Source organism: Micromonospora sp. GCM10011541, assembly GCF_042650725.1.
In the GTDB taxonomy this organism is placed as follows: domain Bacteria; phylum Actinomycetota; class Actinomycetes; order Mycobacteriales; family Micromonosporaceae; genus Micromonospora; species Micromonospora sicca.
The window spans coordinates 230,525-253,422 of record NZ_JBHSBP010000049.1 but is presented as its reverse complement, the minus strand read 5'-3'; the positions used below and the strand labels follow the sequence as shown (position 1 = coordinate 253,422).

The 22,898-nt window shown below is 75.0% G+C and carries 24 protein-coding genes and 2 pseudogenes; 10 read left to right on the top strand and 16 right to left on the bottom strand.

What is annotated here, in order from left to right:
- Nucleotides 1–306: 306 nt before the first annotated feature.
- Genes ACFOYX_RS18315 through ACFOYX_RS18285 form a run of 7 tightly spaced genes read left to right on the top strand, consistent with a single transcriptional unit; the run spans nt 307 to nt 8,560 of the window.
- Entirely contained in the window at nt 307–1,479 is a 1,173-nt protein-coding gene (locus ACFOYX_RS18315) for a hypothetical protein (RefSeq protein ID WP_322443327.1), read from the top strand.
- Nucleotides 1,466–4,012, top strand: a complete 2,547-nt coding sequence (locus tag ACFOYX_RS18310) for a nitrate- and nitrite sensing domain-containing protein (protein ID WP_322443326.1) — start codon at nt 1,466–1,468, stop codon at nt 4,010–4,012. The genes ACFOYX_RS18315 and ACFOYX_RS18310 overlap by 14 nt, the downstream gene beginning before the upstream one ends.
- Nucleotides 4,009–4,473 (top strand): roadblock/LC7 domain-containing protein, encoded by a 465-nt coding sequence (locus tag ACFOYX_RS18305; RefSeq protein ID WP_322443325.1) that lies wholly within the window; start codon nt 4,009–4,011, stop codon nt 4,471–4,473. Before ACFOYX_RS18310 ends, ACFOYX_RS18305 begins: the two co-directional genes overlap by 4 nt.
- Nucleotides 4,470–4,955, top strand: a complete 486-nt coding sequence (locus ACFOYX_RS18300; RefSeq protein ID WP_322443324.1) for a DUF742 domain-containing protein — start codon at nt 4,470–4,472, stop codon at nt 4,953–4,955. The genes ACFOYX_RS18305 and ACFOYX_RS18300 overlap by 4 nt, the downstream gene beginning before the upstream one ends.
- Entirely contained in the window at nt 4,942–5,691 is a 750-nt protein-coding gene (locus tag ACFOYX_RS18295) for an ATP/GTP-binding protein (protein WP_322443323.1), read from the top strand. The genes ACFOYX_RS18300 and ACFOYX_RS18295 overlap by 14 nt, the downstream gene beginning before the upstream one ends.
- Before the next feature lie 43 nt (nt 5,692–5,734).
- A complete protein-coding gene (locus ACFOYX_RS18290) occupies nt 5,735–6,208 on the top strand; it encodes a hypothetical protein (protein WP_322443322.1) in 474 nt (157 codons plus the stop codon).
- Between the two features lie 54 nt (nt 6,209–6,262).
- Nucleotides 6,263–8,560, top strand: a complete 2,298-nt coding sequence (locus ACFOYX_RS18285; RefSeq protein WP_322443321.1) for an AAA family ATPase — start codon at nt 6,263–6,265, stop codon at nt 8,558–8,560.
- Nucleotides 8,561–8,702: 142 nt separating this feature from the next.
- Here the strand turns inward: ACFOYX_RS18285 and ACFOYX_RS18280 are convergent, their stop codons facing one another.
- The 16 genes and pseudogenes from ACFOYX_RS18280 to ACFOYX_RS18205 all read right to left on the bottom strand — a co-directional run bounded on the left by ACFOYX_RS18280 (nt 8,703) and on the right by ACFOYX_RS18205 (nt 19,534).
- Nucleotides 8,703–9,056, bottom strand: coding sequence for a gas vesicle protein K (locus tag ACFOYX_RS18280; protein WP_238454272.1), 354 nt, complete (start codon nt 9,054–9,056; stop codon nt 8,703–8,705).
- Nucleotides 9,053–9,301, bottom strand: a complete 249-nt coding sequence (locus ACFOYX_RS18275) for a gas vesicle protein (RefSeq protein WP_322443320.1) — start codon at nt 9,299–9,301, stop codon at nt 9,053–9,055. Before ACFOYX_RS18275 ends, ACFOYX_RS18280 begins: the two co-directional genes overlap by 4 nt.
- A 19-nt stretch (nt 9,302–9,320) precedes the next feature.
- A complete protein-coding gene (locus tag ACFOYX_RS18270) occupies nt 9,321–10,160 on the bottom strand; it encodes a GvpL/GvpF family gas vesicle protein (protein WP_322443319.1) in 840 nt (279 codons plus the stop codon).
- A gap of 151 nt (nt 10,161–10,311) precedes the next feature.
- A pseudogene (gene gvpJ / locus ACFOYX_RS18265) lies at nt 10,312–10,506 on the bottom strand (gas vesicle protein GvpJ); the annotation flags it as partial.
- Nucleotides 10,507–10,513: 7 nt separating this feature from the next.
- Nucleotides 10,514–10,867: a gas vesicle protein gene (locus ACFOYX_RS18260; protein ID WP_109804274.1), complete on the bottom strand. Its 354-nt coding sequence runs from the start codon at nt 10,865–10,867 to the stop codon at nt 10,514–10,516.
- Between the two features lies 1 nt (nt 10,868).
- Nucleotides 10,869–11,216 carry a gas vesicle protein GvpG gene (locus ACFOYX_RS18255; protein ID WP_377534158.1) on the bottom strand — a complete coding sequence of 116 codons (348 nt, stop codon included), beginning with the start codon at nt 11,214–11,216 and terminating at the stop codon, nt 10,869–10,871.
- Between the two features lie 3 nt (nt 11,217–11,219).
- The gene (locus ACFOYX_RS18250) at nt 11,220–11,996 is read right to left on the bottom strand and encodes a GvpL/GvpF family gas vesicle protein (protein WP_322442322.1); all 777 of its coding nucleotides are present in this window, start codon (nt 11,994–11,996) and stop codon (nt 11,220–11,222) included.
- Between the two features lie 209 nt (nt 11,997–12,205).
- Nucleotides 12,206–12,346, bottom strand: a pseudogene (gene gvpJ / locus ACFOYX_RS18245) (gas vesicle protein GvpJ); the annotation flags it as partial.
- An 80-nt stretch (nt 12,347–12,426) separates the two neighbouring features.
- Complete coding sequence (locus tag ACFOYX_RS18240; protein ID WP_322442321.1) at nt 12,427–13,638, bottom strand: SRPBCC family protein; 1,212 nt, start codon at nt 13,636–13,638, stop codon at nt 12,427–12,429.
- Between the two features lie 2 nt (nt 13,639–13,640).
- Complete coding sequence (locus ACFOYX_RS18235; protein WP_201749876.1) at nt 13,641–14,126, bottom strand: hypothetical protein; 486 nt, start codon at nt 14,124–14,126, stop codon at nt 13,641–13,643.
- 289 nt (nt 14,127–14,415) lie between these two features.
- Complete coding sequence (locus ACFOYX_RS18230; RefSeq protein WP_322442320.1) at nt 14,416–14,925, bottom strand: GNAT family N-acetyltransferase; 510 nt, start codon at nt 14,923–14,925, stop codon at nt 14,416–14,418.
- 129 nt (nt 14,926–15,054) lie between these two features.
- The gene (locus tag ACFOYX_RS18225; protein ID WP_322442319.1) at nt 15,055–15,957 is read right to left on the bottom strand and encodes a hypothetical protein; all 903 of its coding nucleotides are present in this window, start codon (nt 15,955–15,957) and stop codon (nt 15,055–15,057) included.
- An 87-nt stretch (nt 15,958–16,044) separates the two neighbouring features.
- Nucleotides 16,045–16,521, bottom strand: a complete 477-nt coding sequence (locus ACFOYX_RS18220) for a DUF3263 domain-containing protein (protein ID WP_322442318.1) — start codon at nt 16,519–16,521, stop codon at nt 16,045–16,047.
- A 110-nt stretch (nt 16,522–16,631) separates the two neighbouring features.
- Nucleotides 16,632–17,645, bottom strand: a complete 1,014-nt coding sequence (locus ACFOYX_RS18215; RefSeq protein ID WP_109805053.1) for an ABC transporter permease subunit — start codon at nt 17,643–17,645, stop codon at nt 16,632–16,634.
- Nucleotides 17,642–18,649 carry an ATP-binding cassette domain-containing protein gene (locus ACFOYX_RS18210; protein ID WP_109805054.1) on the bottom strand — a complete coding sequence of 336 codons (1,008 nt, stop codon included), beginning with the start codon at nt 18,647–18,649 and terminating at the stop codon, nt 17,642–17,644. The genes ACFOYX_RS18215 and ACFOYX_RS18210 overlap by 4 nt, the downstream gene beginning before the upstream one ends.
- Before the next feature lie 99 nt (nt 18,650–18,748).
- Nucleotides 18,749–19,534 carry a DeoR/GlpR family DNA-binding transcription regulator gene (locus tag ACFOYX_RS18205; protein WP_322442317.1) on the bottom strand — a complete coding sequence of 262 codons (786 nt, stop codon included), beginning with the start codon at nt 19,532–19,534 and terminating at the stop codon, nt 18,749–18,751.
- A 198-nt stretch (nt 19,535–19,732) separates the two neighbouring features.
- Between ACFOYX_RS18205 and ACFOYX_RS18200 the strand changes: the two genes are divergently transcribed.
- Genes ACFOYX_RS18200 through nagA form a run of 3 tightly spaced genes read left to right on the top strand, consistent with a single transcriptional unit; the run spans nt 19,733 to nt 22,725 of the window.
- Complete coding sequence (locus tag ACFOYX_RS18200; RefSeq protein ID WP_322442316.1) at nt 19,733–20,662, top strand: SIS domain-containing protein; 930 nt, start codon at nt 19,733–19,735, stop codon at nt 20,660–20,662.
- Entirely contained in the window at nt 20,659–21,585 is a 927-nt protein-coding gene (locus ACFOYX_RS18195) for an ROK family protein (protein WP_322442315.1), read from the top strand. Before ACFOYX_RS18200 ends, ACFOYX_RS18195 begins: the two co-directional genes overlap by 4 nt.
- Nucleotides 21,586–21,615: 30 nt before the next feature.
- Nucleotides 21,616–22,725: an N-acetylglucosamine-6-phosphate deacetylase gene (gene nagA, locus ACFOYX_RS18190; RefSeq protein WP_322442314.1), complete on the top strand. Its 1,110-nt coding sequence runs from the start codon at nt 21,616–21,618 to the stop codon at nt 22,723–22,725.
- Nucleotides 22,726–22,898: the final 173 nt, after the last annotated feature.

The window sequence follows — 22,898 nt, the reverse complement described above, 5'->3', positions numbered from 1 at the left end:
TCGGCGCGCGAGTCCGATCGACCGCGCGAGGTCCAGCACATCCCAGCGAGATGAATTCGGATCGCGTGACTTCACACGTAATCCCGTAAACCGCATCCGATGCATGCATGAGGCGCGGCTCGCGGAACCCTGCGTACCGACAAAGTCAACCAACCGTGACATCGCCCGAAGTGACGCGAAGTCGACTCAGCGACCGCGGTCACACCCCCACACGGGTCGACTAGTTTTCCGGTCCGGTGTACGGGACTTGCATCGGCGACCCCGCCCACCGGACGAGTCCCCCGCCGTCGCCGGAGGAGACAGACCATGATCGTCCCCGCGCCGCGGGTCCGTCGACGGCCCTCCGTACCGGGCCGTGTCCTGCCCCTGCTGCTCGTGGCGGCCCTGCTGGCCCCGGTGGGGCTGCTCTTCGCGCAGACGCACCGGCTGACCGGGGACGACCGCGACCTGGCGAGCCGGGAACGGCTCGGCGTGCGGTACCTGCGCGCCCTCGGCCCGGTCACCGACGCGCTGGTGGACGCCCAGGCCGCCGCGGTCGCCGGCCGACCGGTCCCCCGCGACGCGCTGACCGCCGCGGTCGAGCAGGCGGCCACCGTGGACAGTGCGATCGGGGACGACCTGCGCAGCCACGAACGCTGGACCGGGCTGCGCGCCAAGCTGGAGGCGCTGCCCGACCGGGGGCTCAGCGACCCCGACGCGGCCTTCACCGCGTACGGCGAGGTCACCGACCTGCTGCTCGCGCTGCACCGCAAGATCCGGGACGGCTCGGGGCTGATCCGCGACCCGCGGTCCGACTCCTTCTTCCTCCAGGACGCCATCGGCCGCGACCTGCCCGAGGCCGTGGTCGGGGCCGGCCGGCTCGCCGACCTGACCGCCCTCGCCGCGCAGCGCCCGCCCGCCGAACGCCCGAAGACCCTCGCCGAACTGGCCGCCGTCCGGGTGGCCGCCCTCGGACCGGCCACCGACCTGGTCGCCGGCCTGCGGGCCGCGGTGGACAACTCGGAGAGCACCGACCTGGGACCGAACGTGCTCACCCCGCTGGACACCTACCAGCGCTCCGTCGAGGCGCTCGCCGCGCTCTCCGCGCCGACCGGCACGGCGGGCACCGGTCCGACCGGCCCCGCCCAGGTGGCCGCCGCCCGCCTCAACGCGCAGTCCGCCGCCAGGGAGCTCCAGCCGATCATCCTGGACCAGCTCGACGCCCTGCTGACGGCGCGGATCGACCGGCTCGACCGGGACCGCCTGCTGGCCGTCGCCGCCGCCGCGCTCGCCGCCCTGCTGGTCGTCGTCGTCCTGGCCGGGATGCTGGCCGGCGCTGTCCGGACCCGCCGGCGCGCCGCCGACGAGCGGCGGGCAAGGGAGGACCCCGGGGCGCTGCCGACGTGGCAGCCGCCGGCCGAGCCACGCCAGCTCCAACCGGTCGGATCGGGGCGGCCCGACGAACCCGAGCGGTGGGGACCCTTCGATGCTGCTCGATAGGCTCCGGATCCGGGGCAAGCTCGCCCTGCTGGTGATCATTCCGCTGCTCAGCATGGCCGGACTGGCCGTGCCGGTGGTGGTCGACCAGGTCACCGCCGCCCAGCGGGCCGGCGACACCGCCGCCACCGTCCGGGTCGCCAGCCGGATCGGCAGCCTGGTCCAGGACCTCCAGCAGGAGCGGCTGCTCTCGGTCGGCCTGCTGCTCGGCCGGGTGACCCGGACCGAGCTGATCCAGAAGTCGACCGCCGTCGACGACCGGGTCGCCGACCTGCGGGCCGAGCGGCTCCCGGACCGGGTCGCCGGCGCCCTCGACGGCGTACGCAGGCTGGCCGACCTGCGCACCGCCGTGCTGGCCGGGCAGGCGACGCCGACGCAGATCATGGACGCCTTCGGGCCGGTCGACCTGGCGCTGATCGAGGCGCTGCGGCTGCCGTTCCAGGTGGACACCACCACCTCGGCCGGGCGCCAGGTGCTGGCGCTGGACGCGCTGCTCCGGGCCGACGAGGGGCTGGGCGCCTGCGCGACCCTGATCGTGCTGGTGAAGGCGACCGGCGACCCGCAGGTGTCCGGCGCGTACATCGCCTGCATGTCCGCGCTCCAGGTGGACAACCAGCGATTCCGCGGCCTGATCACCGCCGAGCAGTACAAGCTGGCGATGCTGGACGACGCGGCGGTGGCGGCCCGGACCAGCCCCACCTTCCTGGTGGACAGCGTCAAGGACCCGGTGGCGGCGATCGCCGCGGTGCCGCTGGACGCCCTCTTCCCGTCGGTCCGCTCGATGATCACCCTCGGCCAGTTCGTGGAGAAGAAGATCGTGGCGGACGTCATCGCCGAGACCGCCACCGACCAGCGCGACGCGCTCACCGCGGCCTGGCTGGTCGGCGGGGCGGCCACCCTGATCCTGCTGCTCGTGGTGCTGCTCAGCATGGCCGTCGCGCGGACCGTGGCCCGACCGTTGACCCGCCTCACCCGCTCCGCCGACCGGGTCGCCCGGGTCGCCGAGGCCGAGCTGGTCCGGGTGGTCGACGACGAGTCCGAGACCGGCCGACCGGTCCGGCTCGACCCGGTCGACGTCCGGGCCCGGGACGAGATCGGTGACCTGGCCCGCGCCTTCGAACGGGTGCAGGACACCGCCGCCCGGCTGGTCGAACGGCAGGTGGCCGGCCGGCGCAACGTGGCGCAGATGTTCGGCCACGTCGGCCGGCGTACGCAGAACCTGGTCGGCCGGCAGATCGCGCTGATCGACCGGCTGGAACGGCAGGAGACCGACCCGGGGCGGCTGGAGCACCTGTACCGGCTCGACCACATCTCCAGCCGACTGCGCCGCAACGCCGGCAGCCTGGTCGTGCTCTCCGGCGCGGCCGGGACGGACGGGCACGTGGCCCCGGTGCAGCTCGCCGACGTGGTCCGCCTGGCCCTCGGCGAGATCGAGGACTACCCCCGGGTCGACGTGCACGTCCCGCCCGGGGTGTCGGCGGCGCCCGCCGCCGTCGGCGACCTGGTGCTCGCGCTGGCCGAGCTGATGGAGAACGCCACCGTCTTCTCCCCGCCGCACACCCGGGTCGCGGTGGCCGGCGAACCGACCGACGGCGGGGCGCGGCTGATCGTGGTGGACCGGGGCATCGGCATGACCGAGGAACGGCTCGCCGAGGAGAACGCCCGGCTCACCCGGCGGGAACGGCTCGACCTGGCCCCGACCGAGGTGCTCGGGCTCTTCGTGGTCGGCCGGCTGGCCCGCCGGCACGGCTGGACCGTCGACCTCGCGCCGACCGCGGGCGGCGGATTGACCGCCCGGCTGGAGATCCCCGCCGCGCTGCTGGTGATCCGGCGGCCCGACCGGGCCGGCGCCACGGTCGCCCGGGCCGCCGTACCGAGCCGGGACCGGCGGGGGCTCGGCGAACGGGCCAGCCCCCATCGGGCGCTCACCGCCGCCGGGGTCCCGGCGGCCGTCGAGGACCACCCGGGTGTCGACCCGATGCTGCTCAGAGCCACCCGCAGCCTGGAGACCGCCGGGTCCTGGAACGCCTTCGGCGCCGCGACCGAGCCGGTCGACGGGCCCTTCGTCGGCACGGGGTTCGCCGCCCCCGAGGTGGTCGCCGGGCCACCGAGCCCCGCCGCGCCACCCGCCGGGCCCGTGGCCGGCGTGGCGGCGGCCGGCGTACGGCCGGTGATCCGCCAGCGGGTGCCGGGCGCCGGCCTGCCGCGGACCGCCCCGGTGGTCCGGCCGGTCGACGCCACCCGCGCCGACCCGTCCGCCGTCCGCGCCCTCGTCGAGGACTTCCAGGCCGGGGTACGCCGGGCCGAACGCGCCGCCGCGCCGGTCGAGCCCACCCCCGGCCGGCCCCGGCTGTGCCGGCGGGTGCCCGGGGCGAACCTGGCCGTCACCCCGCCGCAGACGCCGCTCACCAGCCAGCCCACCGGAGACCCGGCCGAGGTCCGCAACCTCATCACCGAGTTCGAGGCGGGCGTCGCCCGCGCGCTGCGCGAAGTCGGTCCAGACCACCATCGCCACGAAGAGGGATCATCACCGTGACCAGTCCCTTCCTGCACGACAACGTCGACCACCCGCCCGCCGGGAAGCTCAGCCCGGAGGCCCGCACCTTCAACTGGCTCCTCGACTCGTTCACCTCCAGCACGGCCGGCGTGATGGAGGCGATCGCGGTCTCCTCGGACGGGCTGCTGATGGCGATGTCCGCCATCAAGGACCGGTCCAACGCCGAGCGGCTCGCCGCCGTGGTCTCCGGGATGACCAGCCTGGCCGGCGGCGCGGCCAGCTGGTACGCGCTCGGCGGTTTGAACCGGGTGATCGTCGACATGGCCGAGGGCTACCTGCTGATCAGCGCGATCAGCAGCGGTTCCGTGCTGGGCGTGGTCGCCGACCGGTCGGCCAACCTCGGCACGGTGGCGTACGAGATGACCCTCTTCGCCGGCCGGGCCGGCGGCGCCCTGAGCCCACGGCTCATCGCCGAGCTGAAGAACGCCGTTCAGCAATGATCCCGGAGGTGGCCGGCGCGGAACGGGATCCGGAACCCGGCACCCGGATCCGCCCCTACCTGCGGTCGCCGTCCCCGGCCGCCGAGGCGGCGTCCGCCTCCACGCCGTACCCCGTCGACGAGGTCGGGGAGGACGCCGGAGAGCCGGCGGGCCCGCGTCCGTTCGTGCTGACCTCCGGACGGGTGGCCGGCGCCGACCCGGCGATCGGGCTGGAGACCCAGGTGACCGCCCGGCCGGAGAGCGGACCGTGGGCGGAGTCCTGCCCGCTCGCCCCGGAGCTGCGGGCCATCGTGGCGCTCTGCGCCGACCCGATCTCGGTCGCCGAGATCTCCGCCCGGACGCGGATGCACTTCGGCGTGACCCGGGTGCTGGTCGGTGACCTCCGGGCCGCCGGCCACCTCGACGTGCAGGGGAGCGGCGCCGAGGCCGCCGACCCCGACATCATCCTGCGACTGATTGACGGGCTCCGTGCGATCTCCTGAATGGCCCGCCGCCACCGGCGGCCTCGCCGCCAACAGCGCCGCCGTCCGGTACGGGATGCCGGCGGGACCCGCCCCGGCCGCCGGCCGGACCGTACCGCCGGCCCCGCGGCCCGCGCCGCCGCCGTACCGGCCACCGGCGGCGCCGGCCCGGGCGACCGCGAACGTCCCGGTCACCCGGCCGCCGATCCCGGTGAAGATCCTGATCGCGGGCGGATTCGGCGTGGGCAAGACCACCACGGTGGGCGCGATCTCCGAGATCGCCCCGCTGACCACCGAGGCGCAGATGACCAGCGCCGGCATCGGCGTCGACGACCCCGGCGTACGCTCCGGCAAGACCGCGACCACGGTGGCCATGGACTTCGGCTGCGTGACCGTCGACCGCAGCCTCAAGCTCTACCTCTTCGGCACTCCAGGGCAGGCGCGGTTCGGCTTCATGTGGGACGACCTGGCCCGCGGCGCGCTCGGCGCGCTGGTGGTGGTGGACAGCGCCCGGCTGGACGACTGCTACCCCGCGGTCGACTTCCTCGAGCGCGCCGGGCTGCCCTTCGTGGTCGGGGTGAACGCCTTCGACGGGCGGCTCGCGCACGACCTGGCTTCGATCCGGTGGGCGCTGGCGATCGGCGACCACATCCCGCTGGTGCAGTTCGACGCCCGGGACCGGCTCTCGGTGCGCGACGCCCTGCTGGCCGTCCTGGACCGCGCGCTGCACCGGGCGACCCGGCAGAGGGGTGCCTGAACCACCGCCGATTCGACCCGTTTCATGGAAAGGGGTGGACGTGATGAGAGGTGATCTGGACGAGACGCTCGCCCGGCTGGCCCGCCGCGAGGAGGCGCTGCGACGCCGGGCCGTCGGTCCGGACGAGGAGGCCGCCGGGGAGGAGCCCCGGCCGGTCGAGTCGCCCCGGGACGGGCACGGCGCGTACCGGCTGCGGGGCGGGACCCGCCCGGTCGAGCGGGACCCGGTGGAGGAGGTGGCCGAGGCGGTACGCCCGGTGGTCGCCGAGCACCCCGGGCTGATCGTCACCCTGCGCGTGGAGCACGACGGGCAGGCGTACCCGCTGCGGGTCTGCTGGCCCGGGCCGGACGTGACGGTCGGCGCCGAGTCCACGCTCGCGCCGCCGCCGGTCTGGCCGATGTCGGCGAAGACCGTGCCGGCCCCCGGTCAGGACGGGCTGCGCAGCGACCCCGCGGCCCGGCTGGCCGAGATGATCCGGCGCGACCCGTCGCTGCTGGAGGACACCGGCCCGGTCTGACGCCCGGCGCCCACCGGCCCGCATGGGGTGGTGCCGGCGGCTACTGTCTGGCGGGTGGCGGAACCCGACCTGACCCTGACGGCGTGCCTGCGGCCGGCGGCGCTGGACGCCCGCCGCGGCGTCGTCCGCCTGCACCCCGAGGTGCTGACCGCGTTGGCGCTGCGCCCCGGAGACCCGGTCCGGTTGAGCGGCCGGCGGGTCACCGCCGGGATCGCCGCGCCGGCCGGGCAGACCGCGAGCACCGCCCTGCTGTACGCCGACGACCTGCTGCTCGGCAACCTTGGCCTCCGGGACGGCGGGCAGGTGACGGTGAGCCCGCTGGCGGTGACCCCCGCCCGGCGGGTCACCCTGACCGGGCCGGTGGAGATCGTCGCCGCGGTCTCCCCGGAGATGCTGCGCCTCGCCCTGCTCGGCAAGGTGGTGACCGCCGGGGACGACGTCTCGCTGCTGCCGCAGGACGTGCTCCCCGACGCCTCCGTCCGCAGCCTGGTCGAGGCGGCCCGGCGCAGCCTGGCCAACACGATCGGCTACGCCTGGACCAGCACCCTGCTCACGGTGTCCGCCGTCGAGCCGGAGGCCGGCGCGCTGGTCACCATGGACAGCACGGTCGGCTGGGCGCACGGACCGGCCACCCGCGGCTCCGGGCCGGCCGGCCAGGACCCGAGCGGCCGGTCGACCGGCGACGCGACCGGGGCCGGCGGCCGGGCCCCGGTGAACCGACCGGCGGGAGCCGGGACCGAGTGGGCCCCGCCGGCGGAGTCCCGGCCCGAACTGGTCGAGCCGGAGGAGGCGCCGAGCGTCGACGAACTGCCCGGGCTGCGGGCCCAGGCCGAGGAACTGACCGAACTGCTCGACCTCGGCTTCCACCACCGGGAGGTGCTCGGCCGGCTGGGCACCACCGTCTCGCTGGGCGTACTGCTCAGCGGGCCGGCCGGGTCCGGCAAGGCGGCGCTGGTCCGCGCGGTCGCCGCCCGGGTGCGCGCCCGGGTCTGCCCGGTCTGGGCGCCCGAGGTGGCCGCACTCGGCAACGACGCGGCGGCCCGCCGGCTGCGCGAGGCCGCCGCGGCGGTACGCCGGGACGGACCGGCCGTCCTGCTGGTCACCGACGTGGAGGCACTCGCCCCGGCCGACGATCCCGGGCCGGTGGCGACGGTGTTCCGGCAGATGCTCGCCGAGACCGTCCGGGCCGGTGCGGCCGTGGTCTGCACCACCAGCCGGCCGGAGGCGGTGGACCCGGCGCTGCGCGCCCCGGACCTGCTCTCCCTGCGGATCACCGTTCCGCTGCCCGACCAGGCGCTGCGCCGCGAGCAGCTCACCGTGCTGACCCGGCAGGTGCCACTCGCCGAGGACGTCCGGCTGGACGAGGTGGCCGCGCGTACCCCCGGGTTCGTCGCGGCCGACCTGGCGGCGCTGGTCCGCGAGGCCGGGGTGCGCGCCGCGCTGCGGCAGAAGACGGCCGAGACGCCGACGGTGGCGATGGCCGACTTCAGCGCCGCGCTGGAGGTGGTCCGGCCGACCACGATGGCCGCGTCCACCCTGGAGCTGGCCTCGGTCACCCTGGACGACGTCGGCGACCTGGTCGAGGTGAAGGAGACGCTGACGGAGTCGGTGCTCTGGCCGCTGACCTACCCGGACACCTTCGCCCGGCTGGGCGTGCAGCCACCCCGGGGCGTGCTGCTCTACGGACCGCCGGGCGGTGGCAAGACCTACCTGCTCACCGCGCTGGCCGGCTCGGGGCGGGCGAACGTGCTCTCGGTGAAGGGCGCGGAGCTGCTCTCCAAGTGGGTGGGCGAGAGCGAACGGGCGGTCCGGGAGCTGTTCCGCCGGGCCCGCGAGGCCGCGCCCACGCTGATCTTCCTGGACGAGGTGGACGCGCTCGCCCCGGTGCGTGGCCAGGCCACCGACGGCGGTACGACGGACCGGGTGGTCGCCGCCCTGCTCACCGAGCTGGACGGGGTGGAGGCGCTGCGCAACGTGGTGGTGGTCGGCGCGACCAACCGGCCGGACCTGGTCGACCCGGCGCTGCTCCGCCCCGGCCGGCTGGAACGGCTGGTCTACGTGCCGCCGCCGGACGGCCCGGCCCGGGCGGAGATCCTCCGCGCCGCGTCCCGGAACGTGCCGCTCGCCCCGGATGTGGACCTGGCCGCGCTGGGCGCGGAGCTGGCCGGCTTCTCGGCCGCCGACTGCGCCGCCCTGGTCCGGGAGGCGGCCCTGGCCGCGATGCGCGAGTCGCTGACCGCCTCCACGGTCACCGCCGCCCACATCGGGACCGCCCGCCGGCGCGTCCGCCCCTCCCTGGACCCGGCCCAGGTGGCCTGGCTGGCCGCGTACGCCGAGCAGCGGGCCGGCTGACGCGGGAGCGCCGCCGTCACGCCACCGCCCCTCGACCGGGCCGGAACCCGGCACGGGGACGGGCACCAGCCGACATCTCGTCCCGGAAGGCACCTCGCGCGTCACTCACGGGAGACCGGGTCGCGGGGACGAAGGGCCCCAGTCAGTCCGTGGGGAGTAGCGGGCCCAGCGGGCCGAGGTCGAGGTTGAGGTCCTCGGGCGACAGGCCGAAGTACTCGCGGAGCTGGGCCATCTGCTCCTCCAGGGCCATCAGCGTGGCGCCGACCCGTTCCACCTGCTCCTCGGTCAGGTCGCCGAGGTCGACCCGGCGCAGCGCCTGCCGTTCCATCAGCTGCCGCAGCAGCTCGATGACGGTGAGCACCAGGCTGGCCAGGCCGCGCTCGACCGAGTCGGAGTCCACGGCGAGCCGCCGGTCCAGTGGGCGGACCCGGGGTGCCTCCCACCGCGGCTCCCCCAGCGCCGCCGCCAGTTCCGCCGCCTCGTCCCGCTCGGTCATGGCTCGACCGCCACGCTGGAGCCCGGGGTCACGTCGGGCAGCTCCGGTGGGGCCAGCGCGCCGACCGAGGCGACCAGGGCCCGCAGCGAGATCCGCACCAGGTCGATGTCCGCGATCGCCAGCGTGATGTCGCCGCTGATCACCACGCCGGTGCCGAGCACCCGGTCGAGCAGGTCGACCAGCGCCACCGGACGGTAGGCCAGCGGATCGTCGGCGCTGCTCGGGGCGAGCGAGGTCACCGCCATGCCGGCCCCCGCGCGGCGGTCACGCCGGCTCCCGGACCGGGTGCGCCGGTTCGGCCGAGGGTTCCGCCACGAAGGAGTACGGCGGCCAGGGGCCGGTCAGCTCGAGCCGCAGCTCCGGGTGCCGGTCGGCCAGCGCCCCGACCAGCGCCGAGAAGCCCGCCAACCCGTTCCGGTCGATCAGGTACGCCCCGTTCAGCACCATCGCGGTGGCCGCGCCGGACAGCCGCCGGTCCTGCGGGGCGTGCCGGCGGGCGGCGACCGCGTACCCGGCGAGTGCGGTGTGCACGGCGACGGCCGCGTCGGCGGCGATCCGCTGCCCCTCCTCCCGCGCGGTCAGCTGGGCCCGGCGCCGCCGCAGGTACGCCGCACCGGCCCCGCCGCCGGCACCGGCCGCCTCCGCCGTGCGGGGCGGCGCGCCGGGGACGACGTACCCCTTGACGCCCCACTCCTCGCGGCCGGTGAGCCGGGCCAGCGTGGCGGAGAACTCCTCGCGCCGCTCGGTGAGCACCCGGGCCACCCGGTCGTCGTCGCGATGCACCGTGGCGAGCCGGGCCGGCACCACCGCGCCCGCCCGCGACAGGGCGTCCACCACCGTGTGGTGGGTCCGCGCGGCCCGCTCCAGCCAGGCCAGGTCCTCCAGGTTGCGGCGCAGCGCCGCCTCGCCGTACTCGGCCAGCGGGGCGGCGCTGACCACGGCGGTCAGGCCGGCGGCCCGGACCGGGCGGACCGGAGCGGCGTCCATCCCGGTGATCCCGGAGAGGGTGGCCGGGTCGACGTCGGCGGTCACGCCGTGCAGCCAGACGCCGGTGCCGGTCTCCGGCGCGTCAGCCGTCGGAGTGGTCTCAGCGGTCGTACGCATTCGGCTCCTCCCGCTCGGCCCGGGCGGCCACCCGCGGCCGCCGGGACGCCTCCACCTCCTCCGGGTCGCGCGGCCCCGGCTCCACCGGCGGGCGGGCCCGCGAGCTGAGCCACGGGTCGTGCTCCCACCAGTCGATGCCGATCTGCCGCGCCGTGTCCACCGAGGCGATGACCAGCCGCAGCTTCAACGTCAGCAGCTCGATGTCGAGCAGGCTGACCCGGATGTCACCGGCGATGACGATGCCCCGGTCGAGCACCCGCTCGAGGATGTCGCCGAGGTTCGCCGGCTCGTGCCCGGCCGGCAGGACCTGGCCCGAGTTCTGCACCACCGAGGGTGGCCGCCCCATCGTCATCTCAGTCCCCCTTGCCGCGCTGGTACCGGCGGGACCGCCGGTAGCCGAGCAGGCTGCCCGTCATGTCCAGCTCCACCTCGTAGAGGCCGAGCAGGTCGGTCGAGGCCGGGATCCGGTGGTCCTCGACCACCTCCACCCCGACCAGCCAGCCGTCGTCCGTGGGCTGGATGGAGGTGATGCCGAGCGGGTCCTTGCCGGTCAGCCCGACGATCTGGCGCAGCCCCTCCCGGGCCGCCTCGGCGGCCGACACCTCCTCGTACTCCTCCTCGTCGACGTACCGGCCGGCGTCGTCGCGGGCGTCCCGGTCGCGCCGGCGCTCCCGGTCGCCGTCACCACGGATCCGTGCTGCCGTCATCTCAGTCCCCTCGCCCGCGGTGCTGGTCACCCCGTCGACCGGCGGTCCGTCGCCGGCCGGTCTCCCGGCCGGTCGGCGGCGGCCGCCGGCCGGCGGCCTCGGGAGGGGTAACCTCCGCGCCGCCGGCCGGGGTGGTCAGCCGGTCCAGGACCTCCTGCTGTCCCCGGTCCCGCTCCTCCGGCGTGATGTCGCCGGCCGCCGCCGCCCGGTCCAGCTCCTCCAGCTCGCGCCGGATGTTGACCGGGTCGTACTGCCGCGCCTCCGCCTCCCGGGCGATCACCTTGACCACCGAGGTCAGCCCCCGCACCGGGGCGTACGGCAGGGTCAGCAGGCTCCAGAGGATGTCCATCTCTCACGCCACCAACTGGTGCGCGCTGACGAAGTCGTACGGGGCGAGCGGGCCGAGCAGCCGCATCCGGACCAGTCCCCGCCGCTGCTCGGCGAAGTCCTCCACCGCCCGGACGAAGTCCTCCTCGTCGTCGGTCGCGACCAGGAAGGCGACGTTCATCGCGTCCAGTTCGCTGCTCGGCGGGCGCGGCGCGTGCGCCACCGCGTACGGGGTGAGGGCCTCGATCAGCGCCCGGTTCTCCGCCTCCCGGCGCAGCTCCACGCCCTGGCTGATCATCTCGCCGAGTCGGATCCGCTTTTCCCGGGTCTCCGCCTCCTGCCGGCCGCGCACCTGCTCGGCCAGCGCCGCGGCGGCGCTGTTCTCGGTGAGGAAGTCGCTGATCATCTCCTCCTCGTCGAAGCGGCCGTGCACGGTGTACTGGAGCCGGTCCTCGAACTCGTCGAGGGCGGCGGCGAACCGGTCGTGGTGTGCCTCCAGCAGTTCCGCCACCGCGTCCTGGCCGGTCACCACCGTGCCGAACCGGACGGGCAGCACCGGCGCGACCGCCGCGGTGCCGTCCAGCAGCGTCTGGTACGCGCTCAGGTCGGCCGGGCGGCCCATCGGCTCCTCCAGCCCGACCTCGCTGACCAGCGCGGCCAGGTCGCCGTGCCGGACCGCGGTCACCTCGCCCGGCGGGTCGCCGACCCCTTCCGCGTCCGGGGTCGGCTCCACGTCGGACGGCACGATGCCGTAGATGAACAGCCCGGTCGCGCCGCTCGGCTCTGCCTCCTGGGTGGTCATGCTCACCGCTCCTCGTCCCGGCGCCGGCGGGGCCGTTCCCGCTCCCGATCGGGGCCCCGGTCGCCCAACGAGTCCGCCACCGCGCCGCTGATCTCCTGGGCCGCCTTGCCGAGGCCGGAGATCGCCTTGCCCTTGGTCGCCGCTCCGGCCGTGTCCCCCACCAGGTCGGGCAGCCCCTTCTGGTTCTTCGGGGTGATGCTCAGCCGGTCGACCGCCTCGGCGAACCGGAGGTACGTCTCGACGCTGGCGATCACGACCCGAGCGTTGATCTCCAGAAGCTGGATGCCGACCACGGCGACCGACACCTGCGCGTCGATCACCACGCCCTTGTCCAGCACCGTCTCCACCACGTCGGCGAGGGTGCCCCCGTTGCCACCGCCTCCGCTGCGTTCCAGGGCGCCGCCCTGGGCGCCGCTCGTCGTCGCGATCGTCATTCGCCACGCTCCTCACGCCGCCGCCGGACCACCGGTCGACGCGGCGGCTCCGGGGCACGGCGGGCGGCCGGGCGGGGTCCCTGCGGTTCCGCGCGCGGCTCCCGCTCCTCCCGCGGCTGCTGACGGCGGGCCCGCTCGGGCTCCCGGCGACGCGGCGGCGGCTGCTCCTCCTCGGGTTCCGCCTCGTACTCCTCGTCGTCGAAGTCGTCGCCCTCGTCGTAGGCGTCGTACTCCTCTTCCTCCGGGGGACGGCGGCGCTGCGGCGGGCGACGGCGGCGGCGCTCGGCGGGCCGGCGCTCCTCGCGCTCCGCCTCCTCCTCGGGCTCCTCGGCCCGACCCCGCGGCCGGCCCGGCTCCTCCTGCTCGCGCTGTTCCTGCTCCTCGCGGAGCGCGGTCTCGTGGTCCTTGACCACCTGGGAGTCCTCGATCTCGCCGCGCCAGCCCTCGACCGAGTCCGGGTCCAGGACGGTCTGGGTCATCACGTGCCGGACGAAATGCTTCAGCTCCAGGCGCACCCGTCGGCCCTGGGCCCGCCACAGGTTGCCGGTGTGCTCGAACAGCCCCTGCGGGTGGTACTCCAGGACGACCAGGATCCGGGTGAGGTCCGGGCCGACCTCGTGGAAGCTGACCGTGCCGTCGACGGAGCCCTTCTCGCCCTTGGAGCGCCAGTGGATGAGCCGGTCCGGGATCTGCCGGACGATGGTCGACTCCCAGCTCCGGTGCGACCAGAAGACCTGTGCCTTCCAGGTCATCTTCTCGTCGGAGTCCTTGTCGGCCTGCTCGACCTTCTTCATGAAGCTCGGGAAGTCGCTGAACGTCGTCCACTGGTTGTACGCGACCCGCACCGGCACGCCGACCTCGATGGTCTCGACGATGTTGGTGACCTTGAGCTTCTTGCCGCCCTTGCCACCCTTGCCGCCGCCACCGCCGAACGCCGACATGAGCTTCTCCTTACCGCCGGCCAGGCCGGCATGGAACATGGCCTTCATCGGGGAGTGCCCCTCGGCGAGCTTCTGCGCGCCGGTGGCGGCGGCGACCAGGCCGGGGCCGCCGCCGGACTTCGCGTACTCGCTGAGCCGGCCGGTGGCGCCGGTGAGCCGCTCGGTGACCACCTGGACCGCCCGCTCACCGATCGCGCCGGCGAGGTTCCGCAGTTCCTCGCCGAGCTGGTCGCGTGCCTTTTCCGCGAGGTTGGGATTGGCCGCCATGGTCACCGCCCCTGCCGACGCGCCACGACCGGCCGCTCCTCGCGGTCGGCGTCGTCACGGTCGTCGTCGTAGTCGTCGTCGTAGGCGCCTTCGGCCTCGGGCTGGTTGTCGAGTTCCTGCTCCTCGTCGGGCGCCGACCGCTCTCCGGCGGCGGCGTCGGAGTCCGGCCGGTTGCCGCCGGACTTCCGGCGCAGCGCGTCCGCGCTGCCGCGCAGCTTGCCGCTGAGGGCGTCGATGCCGCTGCCGGCGGCGGCGGTCGCCGCGGCCTTGCCGGCGGTGGCCAGGGGGCCGCCGAGCTTGGTGAGGTTCCCCAGCTGGGCGGACGAGTTCAGCAGGTCCGTGCCGTACTTCCGCAGCCCGCCGGGATTCTGGCTGGCCCGGCCCGCGGCCACCGCGGCGGCCAGCGTGAGGGCGGTACGCAGCTTCCTGCGGCGGCCCAGGAGGTACCCGAAGCCCACCGCCAGCGCGACCCGTGCTCCGCTCTTCATCGGTTCTCCTTCGCTCCCCGGGGGACGCGGACGCCGCATGGTGGGGCAGGCCGGAAACAGCTCCGGGGAATAGCGCGAAATGGGCCTGCGACCGGGCATCCCGTTATTAGCGGACCCGGCGGGCAGTACCCGTGGGCCCACCCACGAAACGTTTCCCCGCAATTCCAGCGAGGTCCGTCACAGCGCATTCGGATGAGCCGCCACGGCGGCGGAGGAGCCTCGCAAAACGGTCAGACAGGCCCGGCTGGGCAGCTAAAAGACGATTGTTGACACAAGGCAAGCGAAATAATCAGAGGGCTGGCAGGGCCGAATCCAGACACATTTCCGCGCGCACCTTACCGCCGTCTTCCCGCAATCGGGCACCGCATTTCCGCAGCACCGAAATAGCGCCCGCGTTGTCCGGCGTCGTCTCGGCGACGACGGTGCGCATGCCGGCCGCGGCGGCCGCGTTCAGCAGCTCGCGCAACGCCGCCGCGCCGAGCCCCTGCCCCCGGGCCGAGCGCCCCAGCCACATCCCCGTCTCCACGGTGCCGGGCTGCTCGCAGCGGGTCATCCGGACCATCCCCACCACCTCGCCGCCGGCGAGGATGGCGTACATCCGGGTGCGGGTGGGGCCGTCCAGGCCGGTGAAGCTGGCCCGGTGGAAGTCGCGGAACGCCTCCCGGCGGGCGAGCGACCAGCCGGCCGGGGCGTCCACCGGGGGCATCACGTCTTCGGGCTCCGCCTCGGCGGCCGCTACGGAGAGCAACGGCTCCAGGTTCCGTTCGTCCACCGGCTCAAGTCGTACCGCACCCGCCACGTGCCGCAGTCTGCCGCCCGTACCGGCAGGAGTCCACCCCTTTGGCCGGGGACTGCCGGTCCGGCGGAAGGTACCGGCCGGTCGGACCGCCTCCGTGTTCTGCCTCACGCTCCGCTGTCGCACCCCGGCTCAGTCCGCCGGGTCGAACTCGCAGAACACCACCGAGGCGTCGTCGGTCCGCTTGTGCCGGCGCAACCGGTCCGGGTGATCGCGCTCGGCGGCCCGGACCCGAGCGATCAACCCCTCCGGCCCCTCGGCGGCGGTCACGTCCAGCAACCCCGCCCAGTCGAAGAGGCCGAACTGCTCGACCGCGCAGGACGCGCCGTCGCTGAGCAGCGCCGCCCGGCGCAACGCCCCGGGTCCGCGCAGCGGCAACGTCCCGGTCACCGCGTGGTACGCGGCGTCCGGGTCGGCGGCGGCCGCCCAGTAGCCGTGCGTCCGGTTCATCCGCTCCCGCTGCACCATGACCGCCTGCCGGAACCGGGTCACCGGATCGACCTCGCCGCCGGGCAGGTCGGCGGCGGTGCGGCGCAGCTCCGCCATCGCGGTGTCCAGCCGCTCGTCGGAGACCACGCTCACCTGGCCGCCGGCGTCCAGCACCAGCGGGCTGTCGCAGAGCACCAGGTAGTCCACCTGGTCGCCGCCCTCCCGGAGCAGGCAGACGGTGGAGGACGGGGTGCCCGGGTGGTCGAGGTCGCAGTCGCCGCCGTGGTCGGCGCGGACCGCCAGGATGGCCGCCGCGAGGCTGCTCATCAGCGTCGCCGCCGGTCGGGCCGCGAGCGCCAGGCCGATCCGGGCGGCCAGGTGCCGGACGTACCAGGCGGGCCCGTGCACGCACCCGGTGTCGAAGCCCTCCGGCACGGTCGCCCCGTCGAGCACCCCGACCAGCGGGCCGAGGCGGAAGACCGCGTCCTCGTTCTCCAGCCGACCCGGGGCGGCGGCGGAGGCGGAGCGTACCCGCATCGTCGGCGCCACCCCGACCGGCCGCGTCGGCCGGCTCCCGATCGGGTACCGGCGGTCTGGTGCCCCCATCCGTTCGCTCCCTCCGTCGCCGCCCGCCTACCCGGACCGGCCGGGGCCATGCGGGCGCCCGCTGTGCACGTACGAGAAGTGAGCCGGTCAGCGACGCCGGTTGCGGGCGCGTGAGGAGCGCAGCCGGCGCAACCGGCCGATCAGCACCGGCTCGGCGGCCAGCGCGGCCGGGTGGTCGAGCAACGCGTTGAGCAGTTGGTAGTACCGGGTCGCGGAGAGCCCGAAGGTGTCCCGGATCGCCTGCTCCTTGGCCCCGGCGTGCTTCCACCACTGCTGCTCGAAGGCGAGGATCCCCCGTTCCCGCTCGGTCAGCCCGTCGGCCGGCCCGGCCTCCGCCGCCGGCCCGGCCGCCACGTCGGCAGGCACGCCCTCGGTCGCCCCCGACCGCTCGTCGGGCGGCGTGGGCGCTTCGCTCCCGGTCGGGACGGCCGGGGCCGGATCCGCTTCCACGGCCGGGGCGGACCGCGGCGGGGGGACCGCCACCCCGCCCCGCCGCCGCTCGAGGTCCACGCGCCCGGACGGCTCCGGCCGGTCGGTGGCGGCCGCGGAGGCGTCGGCGGACATGGCGCTCCTCGGGAGGGCGGGGGCCGGCGCGGTGGCGCCGACCGGGGGGACCCCAGCCTAACCAGGGCCCGCCCCGAGCGCATCGGACGCGGCGTCCGCGGCGACCACCGTCAGGTGATGTCCCGGCGGCGCATCGTCCAGAAGGCGGCGATCAGCACCAGGGCACCGCCCAACCCGAGCACCAGCGCGGAGTCCTGCCAGGTGATCAGCATCTCCTTCGGATTGCACTGCCCCTGCGCGAAGTCACAGGACCGGTAGTCGATCAGCTTCCACTGCTTCTGGAACCACGCCAGGGCGTAGGTGGAGAGGACGTAGCGGTCCCCGAAGCGCACCCCCGCCATCGCGACGGCGATCCGGATGCCGACCTCGCTGATCACGCCGACGCCGACCGCGGCGCCGAGCGCCATCGCGGTGTGCCGGCCGAGCGAGGCGAGCGCGAAGGCCACCGCGCCCACCGCCAGCACCAGGGCCAGCGCCCGGACGCCGCTGATGGCGGTGGACTGCCAGACCCCGGACGTCATCTTCGCGGTGCTGCCCCGGTACGTGCCGATCAGCCAGAAGGCCAGCGTCCAGAGCGCCCCGAGCACGACGCTCACGCCGAGCACGGCGGTCAGCACGGCGGCCAGCTTGGTGCCGAGCACGGCCAGTCGTTTCGGGCGCCAGAGCAGCAGGTTCATCATCCCGCCGGAGCTCCACTCGGCCCCGACGAACGACGCGCCGACCAGGAACGCGAAGAGCGCGACGGCGCCCGCGAAGACAGCGATGAAGTTTCCGAACTCGCCGCGGAAGTCGAACTGGTACGGCAGGTTCCACTTCGGGTCGAACATCTCCGGCTGCGGCTGCCACTGCCGGCCGCAGTCGGGGCCGTACCGGTCCTCGGTCTTCTCGCCGCGCGCGACGGCGGCGTCGCAGTCGGCGACCGATTTCTCCCAGTCCTTCACCGCCTGCCGGTAGTCGGCGTCCGACTTCGCCTGCGCCTCCGCGACCACTGTGGGGGAGAGCTTGTGGCTGGAGAAGCTGAAGGCGGTGGCGATGCCGGCCAGCCCGAGGACGAGCAGCACCAGCAGCAGCCGGGTGAGCCGGCGCTTGGCCAGCCGCCGCAGCTCGGTGACGTACAGGCTCATGCGCCCAAACCTCCCCCGGTGCCGCCGACGCCCGGCTCACCGACCTTCGTGGACTGGTCGACCTGCCGGTGCTGGCCGGGTACCGGCGCGGTGGCGGTCAGTTCGAGGAAGACGCTCTCCAGGTCGACGGCGACCGGCGCCAGCTCGCTGACGTACAGGCCCTGCTCGGCGAGGAGGCGGCTGACCGTGGCCGGCTTGTCGACGCCGGCGAGCATCAGGTGGTCGGGCTCGGCGGCGACCCGCACCCCGGCCCGGGTGAGCACCTCGGCGGCCTGCGGAAGGTCGCTGACCGCCTCCACGCGGACCCGGACCGCGCCCTGCGAGTGCTCCGCGAGCACCTGCTCCACCGGGCCGAAGGCGACCCGGCGGCCCAGCGAGATGATGGTGACCGAGTCGCAGATGAGCTGGATCTCGCCGAGGATGTGGCTGGAGAGCACCACGGTCATGCCGGCGGCGGCGAGGTCCCGCATCAGGGTGCGCATCTCGCGGATGCCGCCCGGGTCGAGGCCGTTGGCGGGCTCGTCGAGGATCAGCAGCTTGGGGTTCTTGAGCAGCGCGGAGGCGACCGCGAGCCGCTGCTTCATGCCGAGCGAGTAGGTCTTCACCCGCTCGCCGGCCCGGTCGCGGAGCCCGACCAGCTCGAGCACCTCGTCGACCCGCTGCCGGGGCAGTTGCCCCGCTCCGGCGAGCAGGCCGAGGGTGTCCCGCGCGGAGAAGTGCGGGAAGAACTGCGGACTCTCCACGATCGCCCCGACCTGGCCGGCGACCACCGGCAGCGCCTGCGGCACCTCGTGGCCGAGGATCGCCATCCGGCCGCCGTTCGGCCGGATCAGGCCGAGCAGCGTCCGCAGGGTCGTGGTCTTGCCCGACCCGTTGGGGCCGAGGAAGCCGTGCACCTGGCCCGCCTCGACCCGCATGTCGAAGCCGTCGAGCGCGTGCCGTACCCCGCGCCGGCGACTCCGGTACGTCTTGCGGAGACCTGCTATCTCCAGGACAGCCGACAAGCTGACCTCCCCCGATGTGTGATGGTGACAGCGGACACCATACGCGGTATGCAGCGAGAGACAATACCGGGTATGCATCGGGATTTCCCGGATTCCGCCTCAGGCGCAGATGACGTGCACGCCCGCGTCGCGGAAGGCCTCCACCACGGCGGAGGCCGCGCCGGAGTCGGTGACCAGGGTTTCCACCCGGTCCACCGAGCAGATCCGGGCGAACGCGTGACCGCCCAGCTTGGACGAGTCCGCGATGATCACCACCCGCTTGGCGCGGGCGACCATCAGGTTGTTCATCGCCGCCTCGCCCTCGTGATGGGCGGCGGCGCCGAGCTGCGGGTCGATGGCGTCCACGCCGAGCAGGGCGATGTCCAGGGTCACCTCGCGCAGCAGCGCCCCACCCAGCGGGCCGACCAGCTCGAACGACTTGGGCCGGACCACGCCGCCGGCCACCACCACCTTCATCCGCGAGCGGACCAGCAGCTCGTTGGCGATGTTCAGGGCGTTGGTGACCACGGTGAGCTGGGCGCCCTCGGCGCTGGTGTTCAGATCCGGCCGGACGGCCAGGGCCCGGGCCACCTCGGTGCTGGTGGTGCCGCCGTTGAGGCCGACCACGGTCCCGGGGATCACCAGCGCCGCGGCGGCCGCCCCGATCCGCTGCTTCTCGGCCGAGTGCTTGGCGGTCTTGTAGCGCAACGGCAGGTCGTACGAGACGCCGTTGGCCACCGCGCCGCCCCGGGTCCGGGTGATCATCTGCTGCTGGGCGAGCTGGTCGAAGTCACGCCGGATGGTCGCCTGGGAGACGTCCAGGCGCCCGGCTGCCTCCTCGACGGTGACCCGACCGCTGTCGGTCAGCATCTCGAGCAGCGCGTTCCATCGGGCGTAGCGGTCCACCGCGGGGCCTCCAGAGAAACTGCACGAAGGGTGATTGATTGCGTGCACAGTAGTGCGCGAAACTGCCGGTACGCAAAACCTTGGGCTGCGCGATCTGGGAGCTGGTTGCGAGGGCCACCCGGGCTCGCGCAGAATAACGCGCGAAAGACGGCCATAACGAGCCGTATTGCGCAACGGTCTCCCCTGCGAGGAGTTGTCATGGCACACGTGCACGCGGAGATCGCGAGCCAGCCCGACTGCTGGCGGGAGGCGGCGCAGCTCGCCCCGGCCGTCGCCGACCGCCTGCCGCGCCCCGGCGAGCGGGTCGCCGTCGTCGGCTGCGGCACGTCGTGGTTCATGGCGATGGCGTACGCCGGGCTGCGCGAGCACGCCGGTCAGGGCGAGACCGACGCCTTCCAGGCCTCCGAGTTCCCCACCGGCCGCCGCTACGACCGGCTCATCGCGATCACCCGCTCCGGCACCACCACCGAGGTGCTGGAGCTGCTGTCCGCGCTGCGCGGCCAGGTGCCCACCACGGTGCTCGTCGGCGACCCCGGCTCCCCGGCGGTCGCGCTGGCCGACGCGGCGGTGACCATGCCCTTCGCCGACGAGCGGTCGGTGGTGCAGACCCGCTTCGCCACCACCGCGCTGGCGCTGCTCCGCGCCCACCTCGGCGACAACGTGGGCGCGCTGGCCGCCGACGCCGAGGTGACCGTCCGGGCCCCGCTGCCGATCGACCCGGCCGGGATCGAGCAGGTCACCTTCCTCGGTCGGGGCTGGACCGTCGGCTTGGCCCAGGAGGCCGCGCTGAAGTGCCGCGAGGCGGCCACCTTCTGGGCCGAGGCGTACCCGGCGATGGACTACCGGCACGGCCCGATCTCGGTGGCCGCCCCGGGCCGGCTGGTCTGGGCGTTCGGGCCGATCCCCGACGGGCTGCCCGAGGACGTCGCCGCCACCGGGGCCGCGTTCGTGCACAGCCGCACCCATGGCTGCCACACGGTGCTGACCAGCTGGGCGGCCGGGCGTACCCCGGTCGACCCGATGGCCGACCTGATCCTGGCCCAGCGGTTCGCCGTCGCGCTCGCCACCAGCCGCGGCCTCGACCCCGACGCGCCCCGCCACCTGACCCGTTCCGTGGTCCTCGCGTGACCGCAGCCACCCAGGTCGTCGTCGCGCTGGACGTGGGCGGCACCGGGATGAAGTGCGCCCTGGTCCGCCCGGACGGCGCGGTGGTGCACGCCGAACGGCACCCCACCGACGCCGGGCGCGGCCCGGACGCCGTGGTCGACACGGTCCTGGAGGTCGCCGAGGGGCTGGCCGGCAAGGCCCGCGCCGACGGGCTGACGCCGGTGGCCTGCGGCATTGCCGTACCGGGGGTGGTGGACGAGGCCCGCGGGGTGGCGGTCTGGTCGGCGAACGTGGGCTTCCGGGACGTACCGCTGCGGAAGCTGGCGGAGGCGCGGCTCGGCCTGCCGACGGCGCTCGGCCACGACGTGCGCGTGGGGGGCCTGGCGGAGGCCCGGCTCGGCGCCGGGCAGGGCAGCGGCCACGTGCTCTTCGTCGCGATCGGCACCGGCATCGCCGCCGCCCACGTGGTCGACGGGTCGGCCGCCGTCGGCGCGCACGGCGCCGCCGGGGAGATCGGCCACATCCTGGTACGCCCCGACGGCCCGCGCTGCGGCTGCGGCCGCCCCGGCTGCCTCGAGGCGGTGGCGTCGGCCGCCGCGATCGGCCGCCGGTACGCGGAACTGGCCGGTGAGCCGGCGACCGCCGCCGAGGTGGCGGACCGGGCCACGGCCGGTGAACCGCTGGCCGGCCGGGTCTGGCGGGAGGCCGTCGAGGCGCTCGCCGACGGGCTGGCCACCGGGCAGGCCCTCTTCGACGTGGCGACCATCGTGATCGGCGGCGGGCTGGCCCAGGCCGGTCCCCGGCTGCTGGACCCGCTGCGTGGGGCGCTGCGCGAGCGACTGACGTTCCACCGGGAGCCACGCCTGGTCGCGGCGGCCCTGGGCGACGAGGCCGGCTGCCTCGGCGCCGCGCTGCTGGCCCTGGACGCCCGACCCCGGCCCTGACCCGCCCACCCGGACTGAGGAGGAGACCTGATGAACCTGCGGGTGAACGGCAAGGTGGTGACCCCGAACGGCGTGATCCGGCAGGGCTGCGTGGAGATCGCCGGCGACCGCATCCGGGCGGTCGCCGAGTACCCGTCGGTGCGCGACGGGCACTGGATCGTGCCCGGCTTCGTGGACATGCACACCCACGGCGGCGGCGGGCACAGCTTCACCACCGGCGACGCGGACTTGGCCCGTGCGGCCGCCGCGTTCCACCTGCGGCACGGCACCACATCGCTGTTGGCCAGCCTGGTCAGCTCCCCCTTCGCGCTGATGCGGGACGCCACCGCCGCCTACCGCCCGCTGGTCGACGCGGGTGTGCTGGCCGGCATCCACTTCGAGGGGCCGTACCTGTCGGCGGACCGCTGCGGGGCGCAGAACCCGGAGTTCCTCCGCGACCCGTCCACCGACGAGCTGGCCGAGCTGATCGAGGTGGGCGCGGGCGCGGTCCGGATGGTCACGCTGGCGCCGGAGCGGGACGGCGCGCTCGACGCGATCAAGCTGCTCGTCTCGCACGGCGTGGTCGCCGCCGTCGGCCACACCGACGCCACCTGGGAGCAGACCCGGGCCGCCGTGTCGGCCGGGGCGAGCGTCGGCACGCACCTGTTCAACGGCATGCGCCCGGTGCACCACCGGGAGCCCGGGCCGGTGGTGGCCCTGCTCGACGCGCCGAACGTGGTCTGCGAGCTGGTCGCCGACGGTGTCCACCTGCACGACGGCATGCTCGGCTTCGCCGCCTCGGTCGCCGGCCCGGACCGGGCCGCCCTGATCACCGACGCGATGGCCGCCGCCGGCATGCCCGACGGCGAGTACGAGCTCGGTGGTCAGGAGGTCACCGTGGCCGACGGAGTGGCCCGGCTGGCCCGGGGCGGCGCGATCGCCGGCAGCACCCTGACCATGGACGCCGCCCTGCGGCACGCCGTGGCGGCCGGCGTCGCGCTGCCGGACGCCTGCCGGATGGTGGCCACCACCCCGGCCCGGGCCATCGGCCTCGGCGACCGGGTCGGCGCGCTCCAGCCGGGCCTCCGCGCGGACCTGGTGGTCCTCGACGACGACCTGAACGTGGTGCGGGTGATGCGCGCCGGCTCCTGGGTGGAGTGACCCGGGCCTCGCTGCGGGGCACCGAGCGGGGAACCTACCGCTCGGACGCTACGAAGCTGATGTCGCAAGTGAATCACCGTCCGTCCGGACCGGTCTGATCCATTCACGACATCAGCTTCGTAGGCACCGGACCGCCACCTTCGGGTGGGCCGGGACGGACGGTCGAGCCCGAG